26 protein-coding genes are annotated in these 26467 nt (G+C 63.9%); 17 read left to right on the forward strand and 9 right to left on the reverse strand.

Going from position 1 to position 26467, the window contains the following annotated elements:
• The first annotated feature begins 63 nt into the window (after positions 1–63).
• The 7 genes from ACODS1_RS01785 (at position 64) to ACODS1_RS01815 (ending at position 7425) form a co-directional block, all read left to right on the forward strand.
• A complete protein-coding gene (locus ACODS1_RS01785; protein ID WP_489084289.1) occupies positions 64–1209 on the forward strand; it encodes a serine hydrolase domain-containing protein in 1146 nt (381 codons plus the stop codon).
• A gap of 69 nt (positions 1210–1278) precedes the next feature.
• Positions 1279–1929 (forward strand): OmpA family protein, encoded by a 651-nt coding sequence (locus tag ACODS1_RS01790; RefSeq protein WP_489084290.1) that lies wholly within the window; start codon positions 1279–1281, stop codon positions 1927–1929.
• A gap of 41 nt (positions 1930–1970) precedes the next feature.
• Entirely contained in the window at positions 1971–2618 is a 648-nt protein-coding gene (gene pdxH / locus ACODS1_RS01795) for a pyridoxamine 5'-phosphate oxidase (RefSeq protein WP_489084291.1), read from the forward strand.
• A gap of 263 nt (positions 2619–2881) precedes the next feature.
• Positions 2882–3409: a ProQ/FinO family protein gene (locus ACODS1_RS01800; protein WP_489084292.1), complete on the forward strand. Its 528-nt coding sequence runs from the start codon at positions 2882–2884 to the stop codon at positions 3407–3409.
• Between the two features lie 75 nt (positions 3410–3484).
• Positions 3485–4597, forward strand: coding sequence for a sugar diacid recognition domain-containing protein (locus ACODS1_RS01805; RefSeq protein ID WP_322981554.1), 1113 nt, complete (start codon positions 3485–3487; stop codon positions 4595–4597).
• A 268-nt stretch (positions 4598–4865) separates the two neighbouring features.
• A complete protein-coding gene (locus tag ACODS1_RS01810; protein WP_489084293.1) occupies positions 4866–6233 on the forward strand; it encodes a GntP family permease in 1368 nt (455 codons plus the stop codon).
• 55 nt (positions 6234–6288) lie between these two features.
• Complete coding sequence (locus ACODS1_RS01815; RefSeq protein ID WP_489084294.1) at positions 6289–7425, forward strand: glycerate kinase; 1137 nt, start codon at positions 6289–6291, stop codon at positions 7423–7425.
• Here ACODS1_RS01815 and ACODS1_RS01820 read toward each other — a convergent pair.
• Positions 7399–7659 (reverse strand): hypothetical protein, encoded by a 261-nt coding sequence (locus ACODS1_RS01820; RefSeq protein WP_489084295.1) that lies wholly within the window; start codon positions 7657–7659, stop codon positions 7399–7401. The two genes, ACODS1_RS01815 and ACODS1_RS01820, sit on opposite strands and share 27 nt — an antisense overlap.
• A gap of 140 nt (positions 7660–7799) precedes the next feature.
• Between ACODS1_RS01820 and ACODS1_RS01825 the strand changes: the two genes are divergently transcribed.
• The 8 genes from ACODS1_RS01825 to ACODS1_RS01860 all read left to right on the forward strand — a co-directional run bounded on the left by ACODS1_RS01825 (position 7800) and on the right by ACODS1_RS01860 (position 14968).
• The gene (locus tag ACODS1_RS01825) at positions 7800–8261 is read left to right on the forward strand and encodes an outer membrane lipoprotein (RefSeq protein ID WP_322981558.1); all 462 of its coding nucleotides are present in this window, start codon (positions 7800–7802) and stop codon (positions 8259–8261) included.
• A 431-nt stretch (positions 8262–8692) separates the two neighbouring features.
• Entirely contained in the window at positions 8693–11485 is a 2793-nt protein-coding gene (locus ACODS1_RS01830) for a monovalent cation/H+ antiporter subunit A (protein ID WP_489084296.1), read from the forward strand.
• 1 nt (position 11486) lies between these two features.
• Positions 11487–11816, forward strand: a complete 330-nt coding sequence (locus tag ACODS1_RS01835; protein WP_322981560.1) for a Na+/H+ antiporter subunit C — start codon at positions 11487–11489, stop codon at positions 11814–11816.
• Positions 11813–13318, forward strand: coding sequence for a monovalent cation/H+ antiporter subunit D (locus ACODS1_RS01840; protein ID WP_489084297.1), 1506 nt, complete (start codon positions 11813–11815; stop codon positions 13316–13318). Before ACODS1_RS01835 ends, ACODS1_RS01840 begins: the two co-directional genes overlap by 4 nt.
• Positions 13315–13818, forward strand: a complete 504-nt coding sequence (locus tag ACODS1_RS01845; protein ID WP_489084298.1) for a Na+/H+ antiporter subunit E — start codon at positions 13315–13317, stop codon at positions 13816–13818. The genes ACODS1_RS01840 and ACODS1_RS01845 overlap by 4 nt, the downstream gene beginning before the upstream one ends.
• Positions 13803–14072: a K+/H+ antiporter subunit F gene (locus tag ACODS1_RS01850; RefSeq protein ID WP_159973263.1), complete on the forward strand. Its 270-nt coding sequence runs from the start codon at positions 13803–13805 to the stop codon at positions 14070–14072. Before ACODS1_RS01845 ends, ACODS1_RS01850 begins: the two co-directional genes overlap by 16 nt.
• A gap of 146 nt (positions 14073–14218) precedes the next feature.
• A complete protein-coding gene (locus ACODS1_RS01855; RefSeq protein WP_489084299.1) occupies positions 14219–14551 on the forward strand; it encodes a Na+/H+ antiporter subunit G in 333 nt (110 codons plus the stop codon).
• A 21-nt stretch (positions 14552–14572) separates the two neighbouring features.
• Complete coding sequence (locus tag ACODS1_RS01860; RefSeq protein WP_489084300.1) at positions 14573–14968, forward strand: hypothetical protein; 396 nt, start codon at positions 14573–14575, stop codon at positions 14966–14968.
• A gap of 93 nt (positions 14969–15061) precedes the next feature.
• Here the strand turns inward: ACODS1_RS01860 and ACODS1_RS01865 are convergent, their stop codons facing one another.
• The 3 genes from ACODS1_RS01865 to ACODS1_RS01875 form a co-directional block, all read right to left on the reverse strand.
• Positions 15062–16666, reverse strand: a complete 1605-nt coding sequence (locus ACODS1_RS01865; protein WP_489084301.1) for an NAD(P)/FAD-dependent oxidoreductase — start codon at positions 16664–16666, stop codon at positions 15062–15064.
• 157 nt (positions 16667–16823) lie between these two features.
• Positions 16824–17846: a type I glyceraldehyde-3-phosphate dehydrogenase gene (gene gap, locus ACODS1_RS01870; RefSeq protein ID WP_489084302.1), complete on the reverse strand. Its 1023-nt coding sequence runs from the start codon at positions 17844–17846 to the stop codon at positions 16824–16826.
• Positions 17847–17966: 120 nt separating this feature from the next.
• On the reverse strand, positions 17967–18638 hold the full coding sequence (locus ACODS1_RS01875) for a COG3650 family protein (RefSeq protein WP_489084303.1): 672 nt from the start codon (positions 18636–18638) through the stop codon (positions 17967–17969).
• Between the two features lie 122 nt (positions 18639–18760).
• On the opposite strand from ACODS1_RS01875, the gene ACODS1_RS01880 reads away from it, so the two are divergent.
• Positions 18761–19642: an RluA family pseudouridine synthase gene (locus ACODS1_RS01880; RefSeq protein WP_489084304.1), complete on the forward strand. Its 882-nt coding sequence runs from the start codon at positions 18761–18763 to the stop codon at positions 19640–19642.
• Positions 19643–19952: 310 nt separating this feature from the next.
• A complete protein-coding gene (locus ACODS1_RS01885) occupies positions 19953–20636 on the forward strand; it encodes a polysaccharide lyase family 7 protein (protein ID WP_489084305.1) in 684 nt (227 codons plus the stop codon).
• Positions 20637–20672: 36 nt separating this feature from the next.
• Here the strand turns inward: ACODS1_RS01885 and ACODS1_RS01890 are convergent, their stop codons facing one another.
• The 5 genes from ACODS1_RS01890 to ACODS1_RS01910 are packed head-to-tail and all read right to left on the reverse strand — an operon-like array spanning position 20673 to position 26466.
• Entirely contained in the window at positions 20673–22151 is a 1479-nt protein-coding gene (locus ACODS1_RS01890) for a right-handed parallel beta-helix repeat-containing protein (RefSeq protein WP_489084306.1), read from the reverse strand.
• 14 nt (positions 22152–22165) lie between these two features.
• Positions 22166–23272, reverse strand: coding sequence for a polysaccharide lyase (locus tag ACODS1_RS01895; protein WP_489084307.1), 1107 nt, complete (start codon positions 23270–23272; stop codon positions 22166–22168).
• Positions 23263–24666: an alginate O-acetyltransferase AlgX-related protein gene (locus ACODS1_RS01900; protein ID WP_489084308.1), complete on the reverse strand. Its 1404-nt coding sequence runs from the start codon at positions 24664–24666 to the stop codon at positions 23263–23265. Before ACODS1_RS01900 ends, ACODS1_RS01895 begins: the two co-directional genes overlap by 10 nt.
• 49 nt (positions 24667–24715) lie before the next feature.
• Positions 24716–25360, reverse strand: coding sequence for an alginate O-acetyltransferase AlgF (locus ACODS1_RS01905; RefSeq protein WP_489084309.1), 645 nt, complete (start codon positions 25358–25360; stop codon positions 24716–24718).
• A 14-nt stretch (positions 25361–25374) separates the two neighbouring features.
• A complete protein-coding gene (locus tag ACODS1_RS01910; RefSeq protein WP_489084310.1) occupies positions 25375–26466 on the reverse strand; it encodes an alginate O-acetyltransferase in 1092 nt (363 codons plus the stop codon).
• Position 26467: the final 1 nt, after the last annotated feature.

Raw genomic sequence — 26467 nt, forward strand, 5'->3', positions numbered from 1 at the left:
TGACGGTTCCCAACTGGCGCATTGGCTGGAACAATGCGCGCAATTTCGTTCAAGGAGTCAAACGTGCAGGTTCAGGGTTATTTCGACTTGCGCTTCGAGGCGGTGAAGGAAGCCTTCGCCAGCCTTTTCGACGATCCTCAGGAGCGCGGTGCCGCGCTGTGCATTCAGGTCGGCGGTGAAACCGTCATCGATATCTGGGCCGGGGTGATGGACAAGGACGGCCAGCAGGCCTGGCACAGCGACACCATCGCCAACCTGTTCTCCTGCACCAAGCCCTTTGCCGCCGTGGTCGCCCTGCAACTGGTGGGCGAGGGCAAGCTCGAACTGGATGCTCCGGTAGCCCGCTACTGGCCCGAGTTCGCGGCCGCCGGCAAGGAGCGCATCACCCTGCGTCACCTGCTCTGCCACCAGGCCGGTTTGCCGGCGCTGCGCGAGCTGCTGCCGGCTGAAGCCCTTTATGACTGGTCGACGATGACCGCCGCACTGGCTGCTGAGGCCCCCTGGTGGCCACTTGGCGACGGCCAGGGTTATGCGCCGATCACCTATGGCTGGCTGATCGGCGAGCTGATTCGTCGCGTCGAAGGGCGTGGCCCCGGCGAGAGCATCGCCGCGCGCATCGCCAAGCCGCTGGGCCTGGATTTTCATGTCGGCCTGGCAGACAGCGAATTCGACCGCGTGGCGCATATCGCCCGCGGCAAGGGCAATCTCGGCGATGCCGCCGCGCAACGTCTGCTCAAGGTGATGATGACTGACGCCAGTGCCATGAGCACGCGCTCGTTCACCAACCCGCCATCGATCATGACCAGCACCAACAAGCCCGAGTGGCGGCGCATGCAGCAGCCAGCGGCGAACGGCCACGGCAACGCGCGCAGCCTGGCTGGCTTCTATGCCGGTCTGCTCGACGGCAGCCTGCTGGAAAGCGAACTGCTCAACGAGATGACCCGTGAACATGGTGTCGGCGAAGACAAGACCCTGCTCACCCGCACCCGTTTCGGCCTCGGCTGCATGCTCGACCAGGCCGAGGTGGCCAACGCCACCTACGGCCTCGGCGGCAACGCCTTCGGCCATCCAGGCGCAGGCGGCTCAAGCGGCTTTGCCGACCCCGAGCGCGATGTCGCGTTCGGCTTCGTTATCAACAACCTGGGCCCCTACGTTCTGATGGATCCGCGCGCGCAGAAGCTGGCGCGGGTATTGGCCCAATGCCTGTAACTGCCGGTCTACACTGCTCGGCAGTCGCGTTATGAATAATTCGAATTGATTGAGACCCTGGGGGGCTTCATGCGCAACAAGATCATCGCCTTCACCTGCTGCCTGCTGATCGCTGGCTGCTCCAGTGCGGACAAGAAAAAGGAAGAGGCCGCCAAGCCGGCCGTGATGCCGCCGCCGCAGGTCACTCGCGCCTGGCTCGACGAATACGAGCCGAAGCTGCGTGAAGCGGTCAAGGGCACCAACTTCGAACTCGAGCGCCGCGAGAACCTGCTGGTCGTCACCGCGCCGGTGCAGGGCTCGTTCAACCCGGATCGTCCGCAGATGCTGCTGCCAGCCAGCCTGGGGCCGATCACCCGTGTCGCCAAGCTGCTCGAAGCCGACAATGACGTTGCCGTGGTGGTACTCGGCCATGCCGACAGCAGTGGTAACGCCGCCGATAACCGCGAGCTGAGCCAGCAGCGTGCGCGTGCCGTCACCTCGATCTTCCGCCTCAGCGGCCTCAAGCAGAACCGTCTGCAGGTCATGGGCCTGGGCTCCGATGCACCGCGTGCGGCCAACGACACGGCTGCTGGCCGTGCCCTCAACCGCCGCGTGGAAATCCTCCTGACCTCGCGCGACACCATGCAGGGCCTCATCGCCAAATACAGCCAGCCGGCCAAGGCCGAGTTGAAAGAGGCGCCCAAGGTAGCTGCCGTAGATCAAGGAAAACAGGGTAAGTAGGAGTAAGCTTGGGGGCATTTCCAAAGGATTGAGGACGCGTCATGACCCAAACCCTGGCCGATATGCGCCGTGACTACACCCGCGACGGCCTGAGCGAGACTCAGGCCCCGCTGGAACCCCTCTCCCTGTTTCGCCAGTGGTTCGAGGATGCGGTAAAGACCGAGCAACCTCCGGTCGAACCGAACGCCATGACCCTGGCCACCGTCGACGACGACGGCCGGCCGCACTGCCGCGTGCTGCTGCTCAAGGGCCTCGACGAGCGCGGCTTCACCTTCTTCAGCAACTACGACAGCGCCAAGGGGCGTCAGCTCGCGGCGCGGCCGTTCGCTGCCATGACCTTCTTCTGGCCCAGCCTGGAGCGTCAGGTGCGTATCGAGGGGCGTGTCGAGCAGGTCACCCCGGCCGAATCCGACGGTTACTTCCAGGTACGCCCGCTGGGCAGCCGCATTGGCGCCTGGGCCTCGCCGCAGAGCCGCGTCATCCGCGACCGTGCCGAGCTGGAGAGCCTGCTGGCGGAAACCGAAAAACGCTTCCTCAACCAGACCCCGCACTGTCCGCCACACTGGGGCGGTTACCGCCTGCTGCCCGAGCGCATCGAGTTCTGGCAAGGCCGCCCGAGCCGCCTGCACGACCGCCTCAACTACCGTCTCAAGGGCGAGGCCTGGATTCGCGAGCGGCTGGCACCTTGAGTTCCAGCGCGTAGGACGGCGAAGCAGTGCGCCTTTTGTTCTGGCTGGTGGACTGTTCGCTTGCGCTTCTGAGTCCACCCTGCGCGCTGAATCGCAGTCCGCGTCGCCGTGGAACAAATTTGGGTCCAAAGCGGCCCCTACAGATGCCCCCTTACCCCCAAACCTGTGACCGCCGAGCGCACTAGTCGCTAAGAAGGCTGAATGAATCGAGCACATAGGCTACCCTTGCGCCACGAACCAACCAGGATGCTGTGAACCGAACGATGGGTTTTGAACAATTAGCCGAGCTACGTGACCGCCTGCGCGCCGAGAAACAGCAGGACAAGCAGGCGCCGCAGGTAAAGAACGAAAGCCCCAAGCCGCAGAAGCGTAAGGCGCCGCAGAAGACCAAGCCGCGTGAGCAGGAGCCGGCTATCGAGGCGATCTGGCGGTTGCAGAAGCATTTCCCTCTGGCCTTCCCGGTCAACCCAGCGCCCAAGGTGCCGCTCAAAGAGGGGATTCTTAAGGATGCCGAGCAGCATCTGGAGTTGCTGGGCATCAGCCTCGAGCAGCTCAAACTGGGCATCGCCGCCTGGTGTCGCGGTGGGCGTTACTGGTCTGCCATGACCGAGAATGCGCCACGCCTCGATCTGCAAGGCCAGCCTGCGGGCGTGGTGACTGCGCCGCAGGCGTTGCATGCCAAGCAGCAGGCCAGACGTCAGCGCATGGAGGCGCGGCGCAATCAGGCCAAGGCGAAAGTGCCAGCAGACGACAAGGCAGTCGAGGCCGCAACGCCGGCAAGCGCTGAGTGAGGCCGCCCGGCGCCTCCATCGTGAAGCGCTTCTGATCAGCCTACAATGGCGGCCTCACCCGCGAGGCCGCACTCCATGCTCGAACTCGATTCCACCCTGGCGCAACACATCGTCGATCGCGCCATGGCCATCCTGCCGCATAACATCAACGTGATGGATGCACAGGGCATGATCATCGGCAGTGGTGATCCCAGTCGCCTGCACACTCGCCACGAGGGGGCGCAACTGGTGCTGGCCAACCGCCGTGTGGTGGAGATCGATGCCCAGGCCGCAGCCTGTCTGCGTGGGGTGAAGCCCGGAGTGAACCTGCCTCTGCTGCATGCCGATCAACTGATTGGTGTGCTCGGCATCACCGGCGATCCGGAAACGGTGCGGCCTTATGCCGAGCTGGTGCGCATGGCTGCCGAGATGCTCGTCGAGCATCGCGTGCTACAGGCCGAGCGACACTGGCAGCGGCATCAGCAGGAGGCCTGGTTGCGCCATCTGCTCGATCCGCAGCAGGGCCTGGCGGGCTTGGCGTCCGAAGCCGAACGCCTGGGGCTGAACCTGAGCTGGCCGAGGCAGATGTGTCTGTTGCAACTGAGCCAGGAGGGCGATCCCTTGCCGCGTCAGGCGCGCCTGCTGGCTGCACTGACCAAGAGCGAGCATCTGGTGGCGCCACTGGGGCGTTTCGAACTGCTCTGGTGTCGACCTTACAGCGCCACGCGTGACGATCAGGCCTGGCTGGCGCAGGCGGACGAGCGCGAGTGGGGCGTGCAGTGCTTGTCGCTCAGCGACCCTCTGGCCAATCTGACCGAGTTGCGCCAGGCCAGCCTGGTGCTGCGCGACCTGCTGGCCTACGGTCAGGCGCGCTTTCCCGAGCGCCGCTTGCTGCGCCTGGATGAGCTGCGCCTGCCTACGCTGCTCTATGCCCAGCGTCACAACTGGTTGCTGCAAGGCTGGCTGGCGCCGCTGCGCCGGGTGCTGGCGCAGGACACCCAGGGCAGCCTGCGCGAAACCCTGGAAGCCTGGTGCGCCCACGACGGTCAGGCACAGGCCTGTGCCCAGGCATTGGGCATTCACCGCAACACCCTGCGTTACCGCCTGGAGCGCATCGGCGAACTGAGCGGGCTGGATCTCAATCGTCTGGAGCAGCGCCTGCAGCTGTCTCTGGGGCTCGGCCTGCTGGAGCCGAAGGCTCAGGGGTGAAGCTCTGCAGATAGCTGCATGACGCGCTGTCGTAGGAGCGGATTTATCCGCGATGGGATTGGCACGGCATCGGAGAAGATCGCGGCTGAAGCCGCTCCTACAAGATGATGGCGTTGTGCGTATGCACAGGGGGATGCGCGATCATGTTGGGGCGGTTGGTGCCTGTGCACAGAGCGATAGTGGGGCGCGCTGAGCCACAATGGCCCGCCTGTTCGGCATTCCCAAGCGGATGTGACATCCGCTCATAACAACAACGAGGAGACTGGTCATGGGCCTGGTCCTGATTCTGGTGGCGCTGATCGCGTTCATCGTGCTTTCCACTACCCGCCTTAAACTTCATCCCTTCCTGGCCCTGCTGGGCGCCGCGCTGATTGCCGGCTTCGCCTATCAGCTGCCCAGCGCTGAAATCATCAAGACCATTACCGCAGGCTTCGGGGGCATCCTCGGCTACATCGGTATCGTCATCGTGCTCGGCACCATCATCGGCGTGATTCTCGAGCGCAGTGGCGCCGCCATCACCATGGCCGAGACGGTGATCCGCCTGCTGGGCCAGCGCTTCCCCACGCTGACCATGTCGATCATCGGTTACCTGGTGTCGATCCCGGTGTTCTGCGACTCCGGCTACGTCATCCTCAACTCGCTGAAGAATGCCCTGGCCGCGCGCATGAAAGTCTCCGTGGTGGCCATGAGCGTGGCCCTGGCCACCGGCCTGTACGCCACCCACACCTTCGTGCCGCCGACCCCCGGTCCGATTGCCGCTGCCGGCAACCTGGGCCTCGATGCCTCGCTGGGCCTGGTGATCCTGGTGGGTCTGGTGGTCGCTGCGGCAACCGCATTCGCCGGCATGCTCTGGGCCAACCGTTATCTCAAGCAGGATGACAGCCAACTGCTGGAGGAAGCCCCCAGCGAACTGCTGGCCGAGAACGTCGACTTCGAAGCACTGCGTGCCCGTTACGGCAAACTGCCGAGTGCCTGGCAGGCCTTCGCGCCGATCTTCGTGCCCATCGCTCTGATTTGCCTGGGTTCGATCGCCGCCTTCCCGAGCAAGCCGTTCGGTACCGAGGGGCTGTTCCAGGTGCTGAGCTTCCTTGGCCAGCCGGTTGCCGCGCTGCTGGTCGGCCTGGCCCTGGCCTGCAGCCTGCTCAAGGGCGAGGACAAACGTAAGCAGTTCCATGATTTCGTCGCCGACGGCCTCAAGGATGCCGCCCCGATCCTGCTGATCACCGGTGCCGGTGGTGCCTTCGGTGCGGTGCTCAAGGCCACCGCGCTGACCGGCTACCTGGGCGACACCCTGTCGGCGCTGGGCATCGGTCTGTTCATGCCGTTCCTGGTGGCAGCTGCGCTGAAGAGTGCGCAGGGCTCCTCCACCGTGGCACTGGTCACCACCTCGGCCATGGTCGCGCCGCTGCTGGGCAACCTGGGCCTGGACAGCGAGATGGGCCGCGTGCTGACCGTGATGGCCATTGGCGCCGGCGCGATGACCGTGTCCCACGCCAACGACAGCTTCTTCTGGGTGGTGACCCAGTTCAGCCGCATGAAGGTCTCGACCGCCTACCGCGCTCAGACCCTGGCGACCCTGATTCAGGGCATCGCCGGCATGCTCACCGTCTGGCTGCTCAGCCTGGTGCTGCTGTAATCCGCTCCACAGGTGGGCGACCATACGGTCGCTCGCCCCTGCCGAGGTACCCAAGATGAAAATCGTCATTGCCCCCGACTCCTTCAAGGAGAGCCTCAGCGCGCCCGACGTGGCGGCTGCCATCGCCCGTGGCTGGCAACAGGTGTTCCCCGAGGCCGAGTGCCTGCTGCGGCCCATGGCTGATGGCGGTGAGGGCACGGTCGACGCATTGCTCGCCGCCGTGGGCGGTGAGCGTCGCGAATGCCAGGTGCGTGGGCCCATGGGCCAGCCGGTGCAGGGACACTGGGGTTTGCTCAATAACGGTACGGCGGTCATCGAAATGGCCGCTGCCAGTGGCCTGCACTGGGTACCGCGCGAACAACGCGATGCTCGCCAGGCATCGAGCTACGGCACTGGCGAGCTGATTCTGCAGGCGCTCGATGCCGGCGCCTCGCGGATCATCCTTGGTCTGGGCGGCAGCGCCACCAACGACGGCGGTGCAGGCTTGTTGCAGGCGTTGGGCATGCGCCTGCTCGACGAACAGGGGCGCGAGCTGCCGCCGGGCGGCGCGGCACTGGCTGCGCTCGATCAACTCGATCTGAGTGGCCTGGACGCACGCCTGCTGTCGGTGCAGGTGGAAGTGGCTGCGGACGTCGACAACCCGCTGTGTGGCCCGCGTGGCGCCTCGGCGGTATTCGGCCCGCAGAAGGGCGCGACGCCTGCGCATGTCGAGGAGTTGGATCTGGCCCTGGGGCGTTTCGCCCGCATCGTCGCGGCGACGCTGGGCGAAGACCACGCCACCTTCCCAGGCGTTGGTGCGGCGGGCGGTCTCGGCTTTGCCGCGCGGGCCTTTCTCAAGGCGACCTTCCGCCCGGGGATCGAGCTGGTGGCCGAACTGTCCGGCCTGGCCACGGCCGTGGCGGGTGCCGATCTGGTGATAACCGGGGAAGGGCGGATGGATGCGCAGACCCTGCATGGCAAGACGCCGATGGGCGTGGCACGTGTGGCACAGGGCGCTGGCGTACCGGTAATCGCCCTGGCGGGCAGCCTCGGTGACAACTATCAGGCGCTGTATGACGCCGGTATCGAAGCCGCCTTCAGCCTGGCACCAGGGCCGCTGAGCCTGGAGCAGGCGATGGCAGGCGCTGCTGGCGAGCTGCAGGCGCGCGCCGTGGATATCGCGCGCCTATGGCGTCTCGCCGGGCGGGGCTGAAGCTTCGCGGTAGGCCGCGGCGGCCCGTTCGAGGAAGGCCGGCAACTGCTTGCGCGGCACCTTCTGCTGACGGGCGGCGGCCAGGCATTCGAGCATGTAGCGGCACATGTCGGGATTGTCGCCGGCCAGCGCCAGTGCCTGGTCACGGTCGATCCATTGGCGCATGCGCAGATACAGCCAGGCATGAAAGGCCAGGCCGGCGACGGTCGTGACGACGATGATGAAATAGTCCATGCAATACTCTGTTGCCTTGATGCAGGTCGCATTCTAGCTGTCGCCCGGCTGTACGGCGCTGCGTCTTTGCGCCGCGCCGGGTGACACTCGGCCAGGCAAGGAGTCTAATAGGCATCAGTCATCAATGGAGGAAACAAACCATGCGTAAGCCCGCAGCTATGGCTGTATTCGTTGCCGCGACTCTCGCGCTCGGTGGTTGCGCCTCGAGCCTGACCGGTGACACCTACAGCCGTGATGAGGCTCGCCAGGTTCAGACCGTGCGCATGGGCACCATCGAGTCCCTGCGCCCGGTGAAGATCGAGGGTACCAAGACGCCAATCGGCGCTGGCGCTGGCGCGGTCGTCGGTGGTGTCGGCGGCAGTGCGCTCGGTGGCGGTCGCGGTAGCGTCGTGATGGCGGTGGTCGGCGCAGTGGCCGGTGGCCTGCTGGGCGCGGCGGCCGAGGAAGGCCTGACCCGCACCCAAGGCGTGGAAATCACCGTGCGTGAAGACGACGGCACCATGCGCGCCTATGTGCAGGAAGTCGAGCCGAACCAGATCTTCCGCGTCGGTGAGCGTGTGCGCATTATGACGGTCAATGGCACCAGTCGCGTTACTCACTAACGGACACCTCTAAAAACTATCTACGTTGTCATCACTGCGTTAAAAACAAGCTCAAAATGCTCATTTACAACTCGTAAACTCCGCTTTTTCGCTTGTTTTTGCCTTGTGCTGACTGCCTCGCCTACGTTTTTAGAGGCGCCCGAAGTCGCTGATCGAAGAAACCGGAGCAGTCACAGGCTGCTCCGGTTTTTTTATGTGCGTTCGTCTATCGGGCGATAGATAGATTCGCTTATTCAGCTGCCGGTGTGTTTAGTAATAATTCAATGCATGACGATCCACCGATAGGTATGGATAATCGGTGGTTATTCTTGTCACGACAACGACTTAGCTGAGTCGTTGTCGTGTGTGGTTGTTCACCGTCAGGGAGTTGCGACTCCAATTCTCGTCGCCGGTCGTGGCTGGCCGGCGTGCCTGCATAAGGGGTTTTGCTGATGGCGCTTGCGTTGATCGTCGCCTTGCCATTTCTGGGGCTGTTTCTTCCCGTGCTCACCGAGCGCCTGGGGCGCTCGGCCTGTGCCGTTGCGGCTGCGCTGCCGCCGTTGATTGCACTGGTGCTGTTGTTCAGTCTGCAGCCGGGTGTATTCGCCGGTGACGTGCTGCGGGCCAAGCTTGAGTGGTTGCCGCAACTGGGCTTCAACCTCAGCCTGCGCCTCGATGGCCTGGGCTTTCTCTTCGCCCTGCTGATTCTCGGCATCGGTCTGCTGGTGATCCTCTACGCCCGCTATTACCTGTCCAAGAGCGAGCCGATGGGGCGATTCTTCGCCTTCCTGCTGCTGTTCATGGGCGCCATGCTCGGTGTGGTGCTGTCGGAAAACCTGCTGTTGATGCTGGTGTTCTGGGAGCTGACCAGCCTGTCGTCGTTCCTGCTGATCGGCTTCTGGGGTTCGCGCTCCGATGCACGCAAGGGCGCGCGCATGGCGCTGGCCGTCACCGGCGGTGGCGGTCTGGCGTTGCTGGCCGGCATTCTGCTGATCGGGCATATCGCTGGCAGTTTCGAGCTGTCGCAGGTGCTCGCCGCGGGTTACGCGATCCGTGCCCATGAGTTGTATCCACTCGCCCTGATCCTGGTGCTGCTGGGTGTGTTCACCAAGTCGGCGCAGTTTCCGTTCCACTTCTGGCTGCCGCATGCGATGGCCGCACCGACGCCGGTGTCGGCCTATCTGCACTCGGCGACCATGGTCAAGGCCGGCGTCTTCCTGCTGGCGCGTCTGTACCCGGCGCTGGCCGGCTCCGAGTGGTGGTTCTACCTGGTCAGCCTGACCGGCCTGGCCACGCTGCTGATCGGCGCGACTCTGGCGCTGTTCCAGCATGACCTCAAGGGGCTGCTGGCGTACTCGACCATTAGCCACCTGGGCCTGATTACCCTGCTGTTCGGTCTTGATACGCGCCTGGCTGCGGTGGCGGCGGTGTTCCATATCATCAACCACGCCACCTTCAAGGCCTCGTTGTTCATGGCCGCCGGCATCATCGACCATGAAACCGGCAGCCGCGACATGCGCCGTATCAATGGTATGTGGAAGTACATGCCGCACACGGCGATGCTGGCCATGGTAGCGGCTTCGGCAATGGCCGGGGTGCCTTTGCTCAATGGCTTCCTGAGCAAGGAAATGTTCTTCACCGAAACCCTGCACCAGCACCTGCTGGGCAGTTTCAACTGGGTGATTCCGGCGGTGGCGACCCTGGCCGGGGTCTTCTCGGTGGCCTATTCGCTGCGCTTCATCCATGACGTGTTCTTCAATGGCGAGCCCATCGACCTGCCCAAATACCCGCCGCACGAGCCACCGCGTTACATGAAGGTGCCGGTCGAGGTGCTGGTATTCCTCTGCCTGCTGGTGGGGATCGTGCCGGCCTATACCGTCGCGCCGCTGCTGGCCGCGGCGGCTTCGGCAACCCTGGGGGGCAACCTGCCGGAGTACAGCCTGTCGATCTGGCATGGCATCAACCTGCCGCTGATCATGAGCGTGGTGGCGCTGGTCGGCGGTGTGCTGGTCTACGCCCTGCGCAAGCCGCTGTTCCGCTGGTATTCGGGTATGCCCAAGGTCGATGCCAAGCTGGTGTTCGAGCGCATGGTGGTCAGCCTGTTCATCAGTGCGACGGCGCTGACCCGTCGCCTGGACAATGCTTCGCTGCAACGCTACATCGCCTACCTGCTGGGTTCGGCCATCGTCGTGGTGGTGATGGCGCTGGGGCCGCTGCCTGAGCTGGGCGGTTCGGTGCCGCTGAGCCCGATCGATGGCATCACCGCGCTGGGCCTGGGCATCATGACCCTGGCGGCGCTGGTCACGGTGATCTTCCATCGCCAGCGCCTGGTGGCGCTGCTGATGCTCAGCGTGGTCGGCCTGATGGTGGCCCTGGCATTCGCCCGTTACTCGGCGCCGGATCTGGCGTTGACGCAGCTGTCGGTGGAGGTGGTGACCATCATCCTGCTGATGCTGGCGCTGTTCTTCCTGCCGGCGCAGACTCGCGTCGAGTCCAGCAGCATGCGTGCATTGCGTGACTTCAGCCTGGCCATTGGCAGCGGGGTGATGGTGTCGATGCTGGCCTTCGCCGTGCTGACCCGCCCTTACGAAACGATCGCCGGTTACTTCCTGGCCAACAGCGTTTCCGGCGGCGGTGGCACCAACGTGGTCAACGTCATTCTGGTGGATTTCCGGGGCTTCGATACCCTCGGCGAGATCACCGTGCTGGCCATCGCCGGTGTCGGCATCTACGCGATGCTCGATGGCCTGCGCCTGTTCCAGCCCAATGCCGACGCCGAGGGACGCAGTTGGGCGCGTGATCGCCACCCGCTGATCCTTGCCACCCTGTCGCGCGTGCTGCTGCCGATGGCGCTGCTGATTTCGGTGTTCATCTTCCTGCGTGGTCACAACCTGCCAGGTGGCGGCTTCATCGCCGGCCTGGTCACCGCCGTGGCGTTGATCCTGCAGTACGTGGCCAGCGGCGTGCAGTGGACGCAGTCGCGTCTGCCGCTCAATTACCACCGTATGGCCGGCGCCGGCGTGCTCATCGCCGCTGCTACGGGGCTGGGCAGTTTGCTGTTCGAACGGCCGTTCCTGACCTCGGCATTCGGTCACTTCAACATTCCGCTGGTGGGGGAGATCGAGCTGGCCACCGCCATGCTGTTCGACCTGGGCGTCTACCTGACCGTGGTCGGGGCGACCCTGCTCATCCTCGCCAACCTGGGCAAGCTGACCCAGGAAAAGCCCGGACAGGAGGTACTCTGATATGGAAGCGCTGTTTGCCGTGGCGCTCGGCATCCTGACCTCGAGCGGGGTCTATCTGCTGCTGCGCGCCCGAACCTTCCCGGTGGTCATGGGCCTGACCCTGATTTCCTACGCGGTCAACCTGTTCCTGTTCGCCATGGGTCGTCTGCAAGGCGGCGCCTCGACGGTGATCGGGCGCGGTTCGCAGTATGTCGATCCGCTGCCGCAGGCGCTGGTGCTGACCGCCATCGTCATCGGTTTTGCCATGACCGCGTTCGTCGTGGTGCTGGCACTGCGCAGCGTCGGTGAGCTGAGCACCGACCACGTCGATGGCCGGGAGCAGCATCGATGAATCATGCGTTGATCCTGCCGATTCTCCTGCCCCTGCTGGCGGGCAGCCTGCTACTGGTGGCGGCGCGTCGCGACATGCCGTTCAAGCGGCTGGTTTCCGTCGCCAGCAGCGTCTTGCTGGTGCCATTGAGCCTGTGGTTGCTGTTGCAGGCCGACCAGGGCGCCATTCAGGTCTATGCCCTGGGTAACTGGCAGCCGCCGTTCGGTATCGTGCTGGTGCTCGACCGCCTCAGCGCGCTCATGCTGACCGTGACCTCGGTGCTGGCGCTGTTCGCTGTGCTCTACGCGATGCGTGGCGATGACGAGCGCGGACGTAACTTCCACGCCCTGTTCCAGTTCCAGTTGCTGGGCATCAATGGCGCCTTCCTCACCGGCGATCTGTTCAACCTATTCGTCTTCTTCGAGATCCTGCTGATCGCCTCCTACTCGCTGCTGCTACATGGCGGCGGCAAGGATCGGGTGCGTGCGGGGCTGCATTACGTGGTGCTCAATCTGGTCGGCTCGGCGTTCTTCCTGATCGCCGTGGGTACGCTGTATGGCGTGACCGGTACCTTGAACATGGCCGACATGTCGCAGCGCGTCGCCGCAGCCGGTGCCGATCATGCGCCGTTGATCGCCGCGGCGGCCATGTTGCTGCTGGTGGTGTTCGGCCTCAAGGCGGCGTTCCTGCCGCTGTATTTCTGGCTGCCGCGCGCCTATGCCTCGGCCACTGCGCCGGTGGCGGCGCTGTTCGCGATCATGACCAAGGTCGGCCTGTATTCGATCCTGCGTGTTTACACCCTGGTATTCGGCGACGAGGCCGGCAACCTCTCGAACCTGGTGCAGGAGTGGCTGTGGCCGCTGGCCCTGCTGACCCTGGCGCTGGGCGCCATTGGCGCCTTCGCCTCGGTCACGCTGCAGGGCATGCTCGCCTATCTGGTGGTGCTGTCGGTGGGCACCTTGCTCGCCGGCATGGCGCTGGGTACGCCCGAGGCGCTGCAGGCCGCGCTGTTCTACCTGATCCACAGCACCTGGGTAGCGGGTGCGCTGTTCCTGATCGCCGATCTGATCAGCCGCCAGCGCGGTATCAAGGTCGGTCAACTGATCCAGGGGCCGGCGCTGCAGAACCCGCATATCCTCGGTGCCCTGTTCTTCGCCGGTGCCATTGCCGTGGCGGGCTTGCCGCCGCTGTCCGGTTTCTTCGGCAAGGTGCTGCTGCTCAAGGCTGCCGGGACTGGTTGGCAAGCGGCGCTGTTGTGGCCAGTGGTGCTGATCGGCGGTCTGGTGACCCTGATCAGCCTCAGCCGTGCTGGCAGCACTTTGTTCTGGCGCGTTGGCCTGAGCCAACTCGACAGCGCCGAACTGGACGAAGGCCGCCTGGTCGCGGCCATCGGCCTGCTGCTGATGAGCCCGCTGCTGGTGCTCTGCGCCGCGCCTGCGCTGGACTACCTGGCGGCCACGGTGGCGCAACTGCATGACCTGGGGAGCTATCACATGATCCTGCGCAGCGGAGGTGGTGCATGAACGCACGTCGCTGGTTGCCGCATCCGCTGCTGAGCCTGTGCCTGCTCGGCGTCTGGCTGCTGTTGGTGAACGACTTCAGCCTTGGCCATTGCCTGCTGGGGGCTTTCCTGGGCTGGCTGATTCCGCTGGTCAGCCAGGTGTTCTGGATCAACCCGCCGCAGATCCGCAAGCCCATCAAGCTGTGCCTGTTCCTGTTGCGCGTACTGGGCGACATCGTGGTGGCCAACCTGGAAGTGGCCAAGCTCATCCTCGGTCCGACCAGTCGTCTGCGCCCGGCGTTCGTCGAAGTACCGGTGCAACTGGACGATGAACTGGCATTGACCATGCTCGCCAGTATCGTTTCGCTGACGCCGGGCACCGTTTCGGCCGACCTCAGCGACGACAAGCGCACGCTGCTGATCCACAGCCTCAACGTGGACGACGAAGCCGAACTGGTGCGCACCATTCAGACCCGTTACGAAGCCCCGCTGCTGGAGGTGTTCGCATGCTCGCGTTCGTGATCCCGATTTGCCTGGCCATCATGGGCCTGGCGCTGGTGCTGACCCTGGCCCGGCTGATCAAGGGGCCGGACATGCCTGACCGCATCCTGGCCCTGGATACCCTGTACATCAACGCCATTGCGCTGCTGGTGCTGTTTGGCATCTGGCTGGGCAGCGATCTGTATTTCGAGGCAGCGCTGCTGATCGCGGTGATGGGCTTCATCGGTACCGTTGCAGTGGCCAAGTATCTGCTGCGCGGCGACATCATCGAATAAGAACGATCTGCTGCGCGTCGGCCCTGCTGCGTTAAAAACAGGCTCGGATGCTCATTTACAACTCGTAAACTCCGCGTCCTCGCCTGTTTTTGCCTTGCATGGAGCTAGCTCGCGAGATCGTTGAATCGTTCTACGGAGATTGCTGTATGCAAACTTGGATCGAAGGCCTGGTCGCCCTGTTTCTGCTAATCGGCAGCCTGTTCGCCCTGGTGGGCGCCATCGGCCTGTATCGTCTGCCGGATTTCTTCATGCGCCTGCATGGCCCGACCAAGGCCACCACCATGGGCGTGGGCGGCATGGTCATCGCTTCGCTGATCTACTTCGGCACGCGCGGCAATGGCATCAGCCTGCACGAGCTGCTGATCACCCTGTTCCTGTTCATCACCGCGCCGGTCAGCGCGCATATGCTGGCCAAGGCTGCGCTGCAGCAGAAGCTGCCGATGAATGAGAACACTCGCGGTCGCCCCTGGGAGCAGTGAGGGTGTAGCCGCAGCGAACGCATGATGATCAAGCGTCTGGCTGCGATTACCTCACTGGCTGTGCTGCAGCCAGTGCTGGCACTGGTGCTCTACAACAGTGCTTTCGGTGCTTATCGGCAGATGGCTGGCAGCATTCGTCGCGATATCAGCTACGGCCTGCAGCTGCACCATTCGCTCTATGTATTTGCCATTCTGGCGCTGGCCAATGCGATCTGGTTGATCAGTTGCCGCAGTCAACGCAGCGGCCTGATCGGCTGTTGCATTTGCCTGGCGCTATGGGCGCTGTACTGGGCCAATGGCTTCACCAGCATGCCGCTGCGCAGCCTGCTGGTGGTCGGTGTGGGTGTGCTGGTTCTGGCATTGCCGGCAGGGCTGTTGCGGCTGCGTTTTGGCAGAAGCCGACAGAAACAGCTGTAGGAGCGGCTGGACGAGGCCGGTAAAACAAACGCTTCTCGGCTGAAGCGGAATGCCGCCCAGCCGCTCCTACAGGAGACGCAGTCGTGATCAGGGTTAGCCGAGCATATCCTTGATCACCGCCTCGGCCACGCGGATGCCATCGACGCCCGCAGAGAGAATGCCGCCGGCATAGCCCGCGCCTTCACCGGCCGGGTACAGACCCTTGAGATTCAGGCTTTGCAGGTCATCGCCACGGGTGATGCGCACCGGCGAGCTGGTGCGCGTCTCGATGCCGGTGAGCACCGCATCGGCCAGGTCGAAGCCCTTGATCTGCTTGGCGAAGGCCGGGATCGCCTCGCGGATCGCCTCGATGGCGAAGTCCGGCAGCGAGGGGGCCAAATCGCCCAGGCGTACGCCCGGCTTGTACGACGGCTGCACTTCGCCAAGTGCTGTGGACGGCGTGCCCTTGATGAAGTCGCCGACCAATTGCCCCGGCGCCTCGTAGTTGCGCCCGCCGAGCACGTAGGCGTGCGACTCCAGGCGCTCCTGCAGTTCCACGCCGGCCAGCGGGCCGCCCGGGTAGTCCTGCTCGGGGGTGATGCCGACGACGATGCCGGCGTTGGCGTTGCGCTCGTTGCGCGAGTACTGGCTCATGCCGTTGGTGACTACGCGCTCCGGCTCGGAGGTGGCGGCGACCACGGTACCGCCCGGGCACATGCAGAAGCTGTACACCGCACGACCGTTGCTGGCGTGGTGCACCAGCTTGTAGTCGGCGGCGCCGATTTTCGGGTGCCCGGCGTACTTGCCCAGGCGAGCACGGTCGATCAGCGATTGCGGGTGCTCGATGCGGAAACCCACCGAGAACGGCTTGGCTTCCAGGTACACGCCGCGGGCATGCAGCATGCGGAAGGTGTCGCGCGAGCTGTGGCCGAGGGCGAGCACGACATGCTTGCTGAGCAGTTGCTCGCCGTTTTCCAGCACCACGCCGCTGAGTTGGCCGTCTGCCATGAGCAGGTCGCTGACGCGCTGCTGGAAGCGCACCTCGCCGCCAAGGGCCTTGATCTCCTCACGCATGGTGGCGACTACGCCGGTCAGGCGGAAGGTGCCGATATGCGGCTTGCTGACATAGAGAATCTCGTCCGGCGCGCCGGCCTTGACGAACTCTTCCAGCACCTTGCGCCCGTAGTGGTTGGGATCCTTGATCTGGCTGTACAGCTTGCCATCGGAGAAGGTGCCGGCGCCGCCTTCGCCAAACTGCACGTTGGAGGTGGGGTCGAGCACGTTCTTGCGCCACAGGCCCCAGGTGTCCTTGGTGCGCTGACGCACTTCCTTGCCGCGCTCCAGTACGATAGGGCGCAGACCGGCCTGAGCCAGGATCAGCGCGGCGAAGATGCCGCAGGGGCCGAAACCGACGACGATGGGGCGTTCATCCAGCGGCGTTTCGGCCTTGCCCACCGGTTTGTAGGCGATGTCCGGTGCTGGACCGACATGCTTGTCATCGCTCAGGCGGGCGAGCAGCACTGCTTCGTTCTTCACTTCGCAGTCAACGGTGTAGATGAACGGCATGTCGCCGTACTTCTTGCGCGCATCGTAGCTACGCTTGAATACGGCGAAGGCGAGCAGCTCGGCATCCTCGATGCCCAGGCGCTGGACGATGGCCGGGCGCAGGGCTTCCTCTGGATGGTCGAGCGGCAGTTTCAGTTCGGTCAGGCGAATCATGGCGGGTATCCAGCAGGGCCGGTGGTGATCCGGCAGGGTGTAAAGAAGGGCGGCGATTGTACAGGATCGCCGCGTGCCGGTCGTCGCTCGGCGTAGCAGAGCTGTCGCCGCTGAAGCGCCTCCCACAGGATCGCAGGAGGCTTGTGTGGGAGGGGCTTTAGCCGCGATTGTCAGCGCGGCTCAGGTGATGCCAGTGCAGCAGCACGTCGAGCATGCGGTTGGCGAAGGCCCATTCGTTGTCGTACCAGGCCAGCACCTTGACCAGATCGTCCTGTACGCGGGTGTGGTTGAGGTCGACCACGCACGACACCGGATAGGCGTTGAAGTCGCTGGACACCAGCGGCAGCTCGTTGCACTCCATCACCCCCGGTGTCAGCGCCTTGGCCCCGTCCTGCAGGGCGGCGTTGATGGCTTCGCGGCTGGCCGGGCGTTCGGCGTTGAAGGTCAGGTCGAGCAGCGACACGTTGGGTGTTGGCACCCGCACGGAAAGACCGTCGAGGCGACCGGCCAGTTCCGGCAGCACCAGGCCGATGGTCTTCGCCGCGCCGGTGCTGGTGGGGATCATCGACAGCGCTGCAGCGCGGGCGCGGTAGAGGTCGTCGTGGGCCTTGTCCAGCAGGTTCTGGTCGTTGGTGTAGGCATGCACGGTGTTGACCAACCCCTGTCGGATGCCCACCGCCTCGTGCAGCACCTTGGCCAGTGGCGCCAGGCAGTTGGTGGTGCAGGAGGCGTTGGAAACGACCTGCTGCTGGTTGCTCAGGAGTTGATGGTTGACGCCGTAGACCACGGTCAGGTCTGCGCTTTCCAGCGGATGCGAGAGCAGCACGCGCTGGGCGCCGGCGGTCAGGTGCTGCTCGGCCTGCTCGCGTTTCTTGAACTTGCCCGAGCACTCCAGCACCAGATCGACGCCCAGGCGGTTCCACGGCAGGTTGAAGGCTTCGCGCTCGCTAAGCAGGTGGATGGCCTGGCCGCCGAGGTGCAGTTGCTCGCCGATCAGGTCGACATCGCCGGGGAAGCGGCCGAAGGTGGAGTCGAAGCGGGTCAGGTGGGTGAGGGTGGCGTGGTCGCCGAGGTCATTGATCGCGACCAGGCGGATGCGTTGTTGCAGGTCGCGTTGCACCAGCGCGCGTACCAGGGCTCGGCCGATACGCCCATATCCATTCAGGGCAATGCGTAGCATGGCGGTCTCCTTCCATCATTGGCTCTTTCAGCTTAGGTGCAGAGCCCGAGACCTGGCCAACCGGCAGTGGCAAAAGATGACGGAAGTCGCGTGCCGGTGCACTACCGGCACGCGCGCCTGTCAATTGCGCATGCCGCCGAAGTGGGCGCAACCCCGCAGCACCTGGCCATCGAGGCGCAGTTCGGCGCTGAGGTGGTTGACCGTGCCACTCATGGCGTCGACGCAGCGCTGCGGCGCGACCCACAGCTCCAGCCGTTGGCCGTTGGCCTCGCTGCTGAAGCTGATGCGTTCGTCCGGCAGTTGTTCTTCCAGATAGGGCAGGGCCAGCGGCTCGTGATCCGGACGGTTGAGCACCAGGCCCTTGCTGCCGACTTCCACCTGCCAGAACGGCTCGTTGCCACTGGCGCGCAAGGTCAGGCGCTTGAAGTTGAGGTCGTCGCAGCCATGACCTTCGCCCTGCAGGCGATACAGGCGGATGACCTCGAAGCGGCCATCGCTGCCCTGACCCTGACTGCCACCCAGTTGTCCGGCGACATCGGCGAACAGGTTGCTGTGTCCGTCTGCCATCAGATCCATGGCTTCGCGCTCGATACCGCTGCCACTGGCGTCGACCAGGGTAAAGCGACGTTGCTCCTGGCAGGGGGTGAACAGCAGGGCGCCGTTCTGGACTTGCACCTCACCTTGCAGGCGCGTGGCCGGCGGCGGGCCTTCGGGCTTGCCGGTATAAACCTGGCAGGCGGTCACGAGGGGGAGCAGGGCGAGGGTGGCGAACAGGCTGCGGGTGATGGACATGGGGGCCTCCGAAGGAAGCCGCCACCATAGCCACAGCGCGTTCGCGGCTCAAGCCGTTTGCTTTGACGAGACGCGCCTGCTGCGGCCTAATGCGCCGGTTTCCCGCTTTCGGTCGATCATTCATGTCCAGCCCCGCCATGCGTCCCAGCACCCTTCACCTGCCGCAGGGCGAGTGGGCCACGGTGCTCGACTGCCTGTGCGACCACTTCCCGGCCATCGACCGCGCCACCTGGCTCGAACGTATGGCACGCGGACGGGTGCTGAATGCCGAGGGTGCGCCCCTCGATGCAACGCATCCCTATCGCGCCGGGCTCAAGGTGCGCTACTTCCGCGAAGTGCCGCAAGAAACGCCGATTCCCTTCGAGGAACAGGTGCTGTGGCAGGACGAGCACCTGCTGGTGGTCGACAAGCCGCACTTCCTGCCGGTGATGCCGGCCGGTGAATACGTCGAGCAGACGCTATTGGCGCGTCTGGTCAGGCGTACCGGCAACGCGGATCTGGTGCCGATCCACCGCATCGACCGCCTGACTGCCGGTCTGGTGCTGTTCTCGGTTCAGCCGAGTACGCGCGGCGCGTATCAGGCGCTGTTTCGCCAGCGTGAGGTGCACAAGCGCTACGAGGCCATCGCTCCGGCGTTGCCGCAGCTCGAATTTCCCTACGTGCACCGTTCGCGCATGGTCGAGGGCGAGCCCTTCTTCCGCATGCAGGAGGTGGTGGGGGAGGCCAACAGCGAGACGCATATCGAGGTGCTGGAGCGACGTGGCCAATTTTGGCGCTACGGCCTGTCGCCGGTGACCGGGCGCAAACACCAGTTGCGCGTGCATCTGGCCGGCCTCGGTGCGCCGATCCAGGGCGACGACTTCTACCCACAACTCAGCAGCACCCGCCAGCAGGCCGACGACTACAGCAAACCGCTCAAGCTGCTGGCGCGTGGCTTGTGTTTCAGCGACCCGGTCAGCGCGCAAGAGCGCGAGTTCCACAGCGCGTTGCAACTGGAGTGGTGAGCTGCGGGTAAATCCTCGATTCGTTCACATTCCTGGCATTTGCCTGAGCAGTACGGAGTCTGGTTTTTCTGTGCCTCGTGCGCGATGCCAGCAAATATGCGTTGTGGGGCGAGGCAAAGGGAGGGGCGAGCCAACGCGTGCATGGCAATGTCAAAAAATAGGCGTCAATATGGCGATGAGTGGTCGTTAATCCCCGTCAAAGCTGAAGATAAGCTCACTGCAAGTCAGAGCCCTTGACCTCCGGTCTAGGTTCGCTGTCTGGCGGGGCTGAGTGGGCCTTTGGCGGCCGTTTTATCCATGGACTTCAATCATGATCGATCTTGCTACCTGGAACTTGACCATTCCCGTAGGTCAACCTGCGACCGTCATCGATACCCCTTTGCTAGCCGGCGGATATCAGGACAACTATTTCCAATCCCGGGACGGGCGGATCTTCTTCTGGGCGCCGGCCAATGGTTCGACCACCCTCAACTCGACTTTCCCGCGCAGTGAGTTACGCGAAACCTATGCCGATGGTGTCCTGCGCAACTGGTCCTATACGGCAGCCAATGATGTGCTCAGCGCTACCGCCAGAATCACGCAGGTACCGGCCAGCGGCATACTGGCGTTCTCTCAGATTCACGCCAAGCAGAGCAGTTCGCCGCTGCTGATGTTGGGTTATCAATATCTTCCCCAAAGTGGCTACGGCAATGTGGTGATCGCGTTTCGCGGGCATCCTGATTCTGCCGACTCCACGAAGATCGTGCTGTCGAGCAACGTCAGGCTGAATCAGGACTTCAGGTATGAAGTGCAGCTCTCGAAGAGTGGCAAACTGACCATTGGCCTGGTCGAGCCAGGTGGCGCAGTGAAAACCTGGAGTGCCTCGGTAAACAAGGCCTGGGCCAGTTATGGCCTGTATTTCAAGGCTGGGGTTTACACCCTCGACAACAGCGGCAATGAAACCAACGCGGGAGCGGCGGTTTTCACGGATTTGCAGGTTGAACACCGCCAGTGACCCTTGAGTGGCGAATGCCACCCAAGGGAGCCCTTGCTAATTACTGCAGTTGGGAGCATCGCTGGCGACGGTTTTGTTCGCTGGCGTCCGGGAAATCTGCAGATGGCAATGACGGCGCACGGTGCTGTCGAGAATCTGGCTCTGCAGAGGCAGCAGGTCACCGATCAGCAGGTTCTGCAGCAGTGGGTTGGCGCGGAACTGATTGTCGCCGAGTACGGTGTGCTGCATGCCTTCGACGCGGATCATGGCCTTGCCGATGTTTTCCAGGGTGTTGCCGGTGATCACCAGTTCGCCGGCGGCTGGCTGGCCGTTGCGCAGGCTGATGGCGTACTCGGGGGTGGAGCTGATGCGATTGCCGAGGATCCAGGCCCCATTGAGTTCGCCAGCATCGATGGCGCTCAGGCGGCTGTTGGCGATCAGGTTGTTTTCGATCAGCAGTTGGCTGCCGTCTTTGATCTGCCGCAGCATCATGCCGTAGCCCAGGGAGGCGCCCATCAGGTTGCCGCGGATCAGCAGGGCGCCACTCTGTTCGGTGACTTCGATGGCGCTCTTGCCCGTGTGCAGGATCAGGTTGTCACGAATGCGCCCGCTGCTGCTGCCGCTGATGCGGATGCCGCTGTTGTGCTTGACCCCGTCGATACGGTTGTCGGCAATGATGAAGCGGCTATTGCCGAGGTCGATGGCGTACTGCTGTTGCTGGTTGAAGCGGTTGTCGCGGATCTGCGCATCGCTGTGGCGCAGTTCCAGGGCGCTGGCCATGTTGTCGAACTGGCTGTTGCTGATGAGGATGCGCGCAGGCGCTTGGCTGGGTGACTGCTGGGGACTCAGGCCGCTGCTGATGCCACGCGAGAAGTTGGCGTTGTAGCCGATCTTGACCAGGTGGGCGTTATCCAGGCTCAGGCTGCTGCCAGCCCAGTTCATGATGAAAGGGCGAGTGGGGCGGTCGGTATTCAGGGCGCGGCCGTCACTCCAGCTTTCCAGACGTGAGTTACGCACCTGCAGCACGCCCTGGTTGATCAGCGCGGTGCCGGAGGGGGCGAACAGGTAGAGCACCTGGTCATCGATCAGCAGGGCAGCGTCTTCGCCGATCATCAGCGGGTAGCTGAGCAGGTAGCCGTCCTGGTGGCGTCGCAGAACCTTCGGGTCGTTCAGTTGCGCTTGCAGTTGCGCCAGGGTGATGGCGCCACCGCGAATGACCAGCGCCTGTGGATGCTGCGCCTGGTAGCTGGCGATGGCACGGAACAGGCCATTGTGCACGAAGGGCTCGAACGGCCAGCTACCGGCCTGGGCCGAGTACATGGGCTCCAGAGAGGCGCTGCCACGCTTGCTGGGCACCGAGATTTCAACGGCCGGAGGTTGGCTGCGCTGGAGAATCTGCTGACTAGGGAGCTCTTGCTGCTCCTGCCATTGGGGATCGAGCGTACGCAGGGCGGCAGGATCTGCCTGAGCGAGCAGGGCGCAGGTCATGCAGCTCAGCAGGAGCAGTGCGCGGGAGAGGGGCAGTGCCTGGGGCATGGCGGCGTCCTGTATCAGTTGAGGCGAGGGTAGAGTGGCTTGAGATCGCCACCCACCTGGCTGTAGCCGTTGATGTCTTGGCCGTCTGCCTGATAGAGGCGTTTGGCCCATGCATGCTGCGGATAACGGGTGATGAACGGCAGCAGCCAGACCATCTTGTGCGTACCGACCTCGGCCTGACGCTGGGTCAATTCAGGCAGGGTCTTGGGTTCGAGCACGGCGCGCGCGGCGAAGTTGGCCAGGGCGGCGAACTTGCTGCGCTCTTCTGTCGTGAGTGGTCTGCCGTTATGTTCTGCCGTTTCCACCAGCAGGGTCAGTGGCACCAGTGCGTAATGCGTGTAGTCGGCGGCCAGGCGACCTCGGGCGACTTCCAGTGGCAGGTAGGCGTAATCGCCCTGGCCGCTGGTGATCTGGCCGAAGGCGCGACGCAAGGCCACGTCGGCCCAGGCCAGAGCAACATCGTCATTGCGCAGCATGGCGCTGGCGGCGACGGCCCAGGCGGCCCAGTAATCATGGTTGTTGAAGTAGATGCGAGGGTCGTGGCGACGCGGCTCGTACTCGGATATCACCTTGGTCGAAAGCTGGCCGAGCCAGCGCGTTTGTACGTTGCTCAACTGATAGCGTTGATCGCTGAGGGCGCGCACCTTGAGCAGGGTCGAGGCAATGGCGGCCAATGCCCATTTACGTGCGGCCACGCCAGTCTTGCTGGCATCGTCGCTGAGCAGTGCCGATTGGCTACCCCAGGCGTCGAGCCATTGATCCAGGCAGGCCAGGGCAATGTTGGCTTCGTCGGCTTTCTTCGAGCGCTGGAACACTTCACCGGCCTTGACCAGGCCGCCGATGTAGTACTGCACCTGCTTGCGAATTCGCTGGGTGTCCTTGCTCTGATTGGCCGTCAGGCGTGATTTGCTGCTGTCGCTCTGGTCGTATTTGCTGTCGAGTTGCAGGTGGCCGGTATAGGCGGGTGGCGGCGTTTTCGGACAGCGCTGGCTGCGGTAGTCGGCCACCAGCCTGGAGGCTGGTGTGGCCTGGCTGACCCAGATCGATTGTGCGGCGCTGGCGCTCAATGGACCGAGCAGCAGGGCGGCAGCCAGCCACCTGGTTGACGTAGTCACAGGCATAGCTTGGTCTCGATCTGAAGAGGTTGCTCGACGACCTCGGTGGGCTCGAGGAAGACGGATAGCAGGTTGGCGTCGCGAAACTCGGCGGCGCGGCTCAGTTCCAGGTAGTACTGCCCGCCGTTGACGATGGCTTCGCGGCGGAACCACACCTTGTCGCGGGTGCCATTGTCGTAGTAGGTGATGATGTAGAAGCTCTTCAGGTTGCGGTCGCTGATACGGATGTCCAGCACGGCATCACGGCCCTTGAGATCCTTGCGTTGCTCCCCGGCATTGCTGAGCAATTCGACACGATCATTGAGCTGCAGGCCAGGGCGTTCGACGCGTCTTTCGAGTTCGCTGGGGCTGGCCTTGCAGCCACCGTTGACCGCAGGCACCAATTGCCGGTAGGTGGTCTCGCCGTCCAGACGGTAGTTGGCGGGCAGTTCCCAGATGATCAGCTTGGGGGCCTTGTCCGGCGCGTAGTTGTCCGATAGCAGGTATTGCAGCAGCGAACCGTCCTGGCCGGCGCCGGGCAGGGCGTAGTTGAGCAGGTCGCTGCTCAGGTACTGCTTGAGGAAACCGTCGAAGTTGAACTGCTTGGTTTCGTCTTCACGGGCGGCGGAGTTACTGGTACCGACCAGAACGATCTCTGGCTCGGGCTGTTCCTCGAAGAGCTGGGCGGCGTCGTTGTTCTCCGGGAAGGTCTGGTAGCCGGGCACGAACTGGTTGCCGTAGTGGTTACCGCAGATCGAGTTCAGGCCGAGGTTGAGGGTGCCGTCCTTGTACAGCGTCATGTTCTGCTCGGTCTTGTAGCCCTTGTGCGTGAGTTGGGCGTAGACCGGTTGCTGGCGGATGGCCTCGGCGGTGAGCTTGGCGACGGCCTCGGCTCCCACGGGCGTCCAGTGGTGGTCACGGCGGAAGAAGAAGTCCTTCGGCGGTTGCTCCACCAGGGGCATGATGTCGGGCACGATGGCGCCTGCGTCACGCATCTGCTGCAGGAAATGGCGCAGGTTGCGGCTGGCCAGAGCGTAATCGAAGCCGTGCGCTTGCCCCGGCAGGAGCTGGGCACGATGCATCAGACCACGGGTTGGCTGCACCGCCACTGCCACCTGCGTGCCGTGGCTGGCGAAGGCGCGCATCAGGCGGGCGAATTCCGGCTGCATGGCGGGTGGGATGCCGAAGTCGTTGGTCAGATCCACTTCGGAGCGGAACAGCCAGCGATCACTGCCGGGCACGATCTGCTTGAGGGCCTTCATGTTGCCCTCGGCGTATTCCTCGGGCGCGCTCAGTTGCGGGCAGATCAGGCATTGCAGATCCGTGCAGTCGTCGGTCTTGCTTGCTGGTTCCGCAGCGAAGCTGGTTTGCAGGGCGCTGGTCAGCAGGCTGCCGATGGCCAGGGAAAGGTAGTGCTTCATCTTCGTCGGGATCATCGTCCGCTCACTCGTTGGACCTGCCGTTCGGATTTCATTCTGTGGGGTCGATGCTGTTGGCCAGGGTGATGGCGCGGTAGCCGCTGCCTGCCGGCAGCAGGGCATAGCTGTAGGAGCGGCCCTTCTTCAGGAACAACTCGTCAAAGCTGCTGAGCTTGTCGTTGTCGGCGTAGGCGGCGAAGGCGATCTTCAGCTCGTTGACCATGCGGCTGCCGGTCTGGTCGCGCTGCAGGGTATCGACCACCACATGCTGGCCGTCGACGGTCTTCAGGGCCGCCGGTTTGTCGGTCAGGTTGTAGAAGGCGATCTGCGCCTTGCGCGGCTCGTCGACGAACTTGTCGGCCAGCAGCAGCAACTTGCCGTCGCGGTAGATCACGGTGCTGGCCGTGTTGGCCTTGAGCTCGCTTTCCAGGGTCTGCCCGCCGGTGCTGATGAGCTGCTTGCCCGGTGCAACGAAACGATAGCCACCGAACTGCCCGCTGCTGACGAGCTGGGGCTTGTTCTTGCCACTCAGGCTGACTTCGATGTTGCGCTCACTCAGGTTCAGCACACGGATGAACGCCGAGTTGGCCGGTGCCACCGGGTCATACAGATCGGCATTGTTGTCCTGTGCGGCCTGGGCCGTGGCACTGCCGAGGATCAGCAGCATGAACAGGGCGCGAAGCAGGGGAGTGAACATGGAGTACCTCTTCATTATTGAGCGATGGGCAAGGGGAGTTGGCGTTGCGCGAGCAGGGTGCGCAGGGGGAATTCCCAGATGACGGTTTGCACTTCGCCGCTGGCGGCTGCCGGGCTGGCGAGAAAGGTGTTCATGGCCTCGAACGGGCCACGTGCTTCCAGGGCCACGCTGACCAGATCACGCTGCAGGGCCTGCTTGAGAAAGCCGATGAAGTTCCAGTCCTCGATATGCGTATAACTGGTGCCGACCAGCGCCAGTGACACCGCCTCGTCGTTGAACAGGCTGTCACCCAGATCCTGTGACGACGCCTTGAGGGTTTCGTGTAGAGCGATGTGTACCGGCTCGAAGTAACTGGGGGCCAGCCTGGGGTCGAACTTGAGGTAGTTGAGCAGATCACCCGGCACCTGCTTTTCGCCCACCGCCTGCGTCAGGTAGGGAGTGTTGCCGGCCAGTTCGGGAAACTGTACGGCCAACGTCCGTGCGGCCAGGTCGGCGCCCTGGGGTGTCCAGTGGGTATCGTTGCGCAGGAACAGGGGCACGGCTGCGGCCGCTTGTTGATAGGCACTGCGCAGGTCGGCCGAGGCGATGCCACGCGCGCTCAGGCGTGCGCGGAAGTCCGCGTACAAACCACTGAGTTGTGCGCTGGGCGCCAGGCGCGCGTGTTCGGCGTAGGTGTCCAGCTTCATCGGAATGGGCAGCAGGATCAGGCGCATGCCCTTGGCCGCCAGTTGCTCGCGGGTCTGCTCGATCAGAGCCAGTTGCTTGTCCAGGTTCTCTTCCAGAGCGCCGGGTAGCAGGTATTCCTGGTTGGTGAACAGCCAGCCATCGCGGCCCAGCACCACGCCGCTCGCGCCTTCGCGAAACAGCGCATATTGAATATCGGCCCACAGCTCGACGGATGGGTCGCGCAGGAACAGGCTCTTGTCGTAGTAGTGCTCGAACTTGCGCACCAGCTTGCCATCGAGAAACATCGCCATGGCCTGGCTGGGGCTCTGGCCACCGGCGAAGCCGAACACCAGTGGCAGTGAATACAGGAACATGCCAAACAGCAGCACGATGAAGAGGATGCCATTGATCTTGCTGGCCGAACTCATGACGGGAAACATG

The sequence above is a fragment of the Pseudomonas sp. FG29 genome, assembly GCF_057809355.1.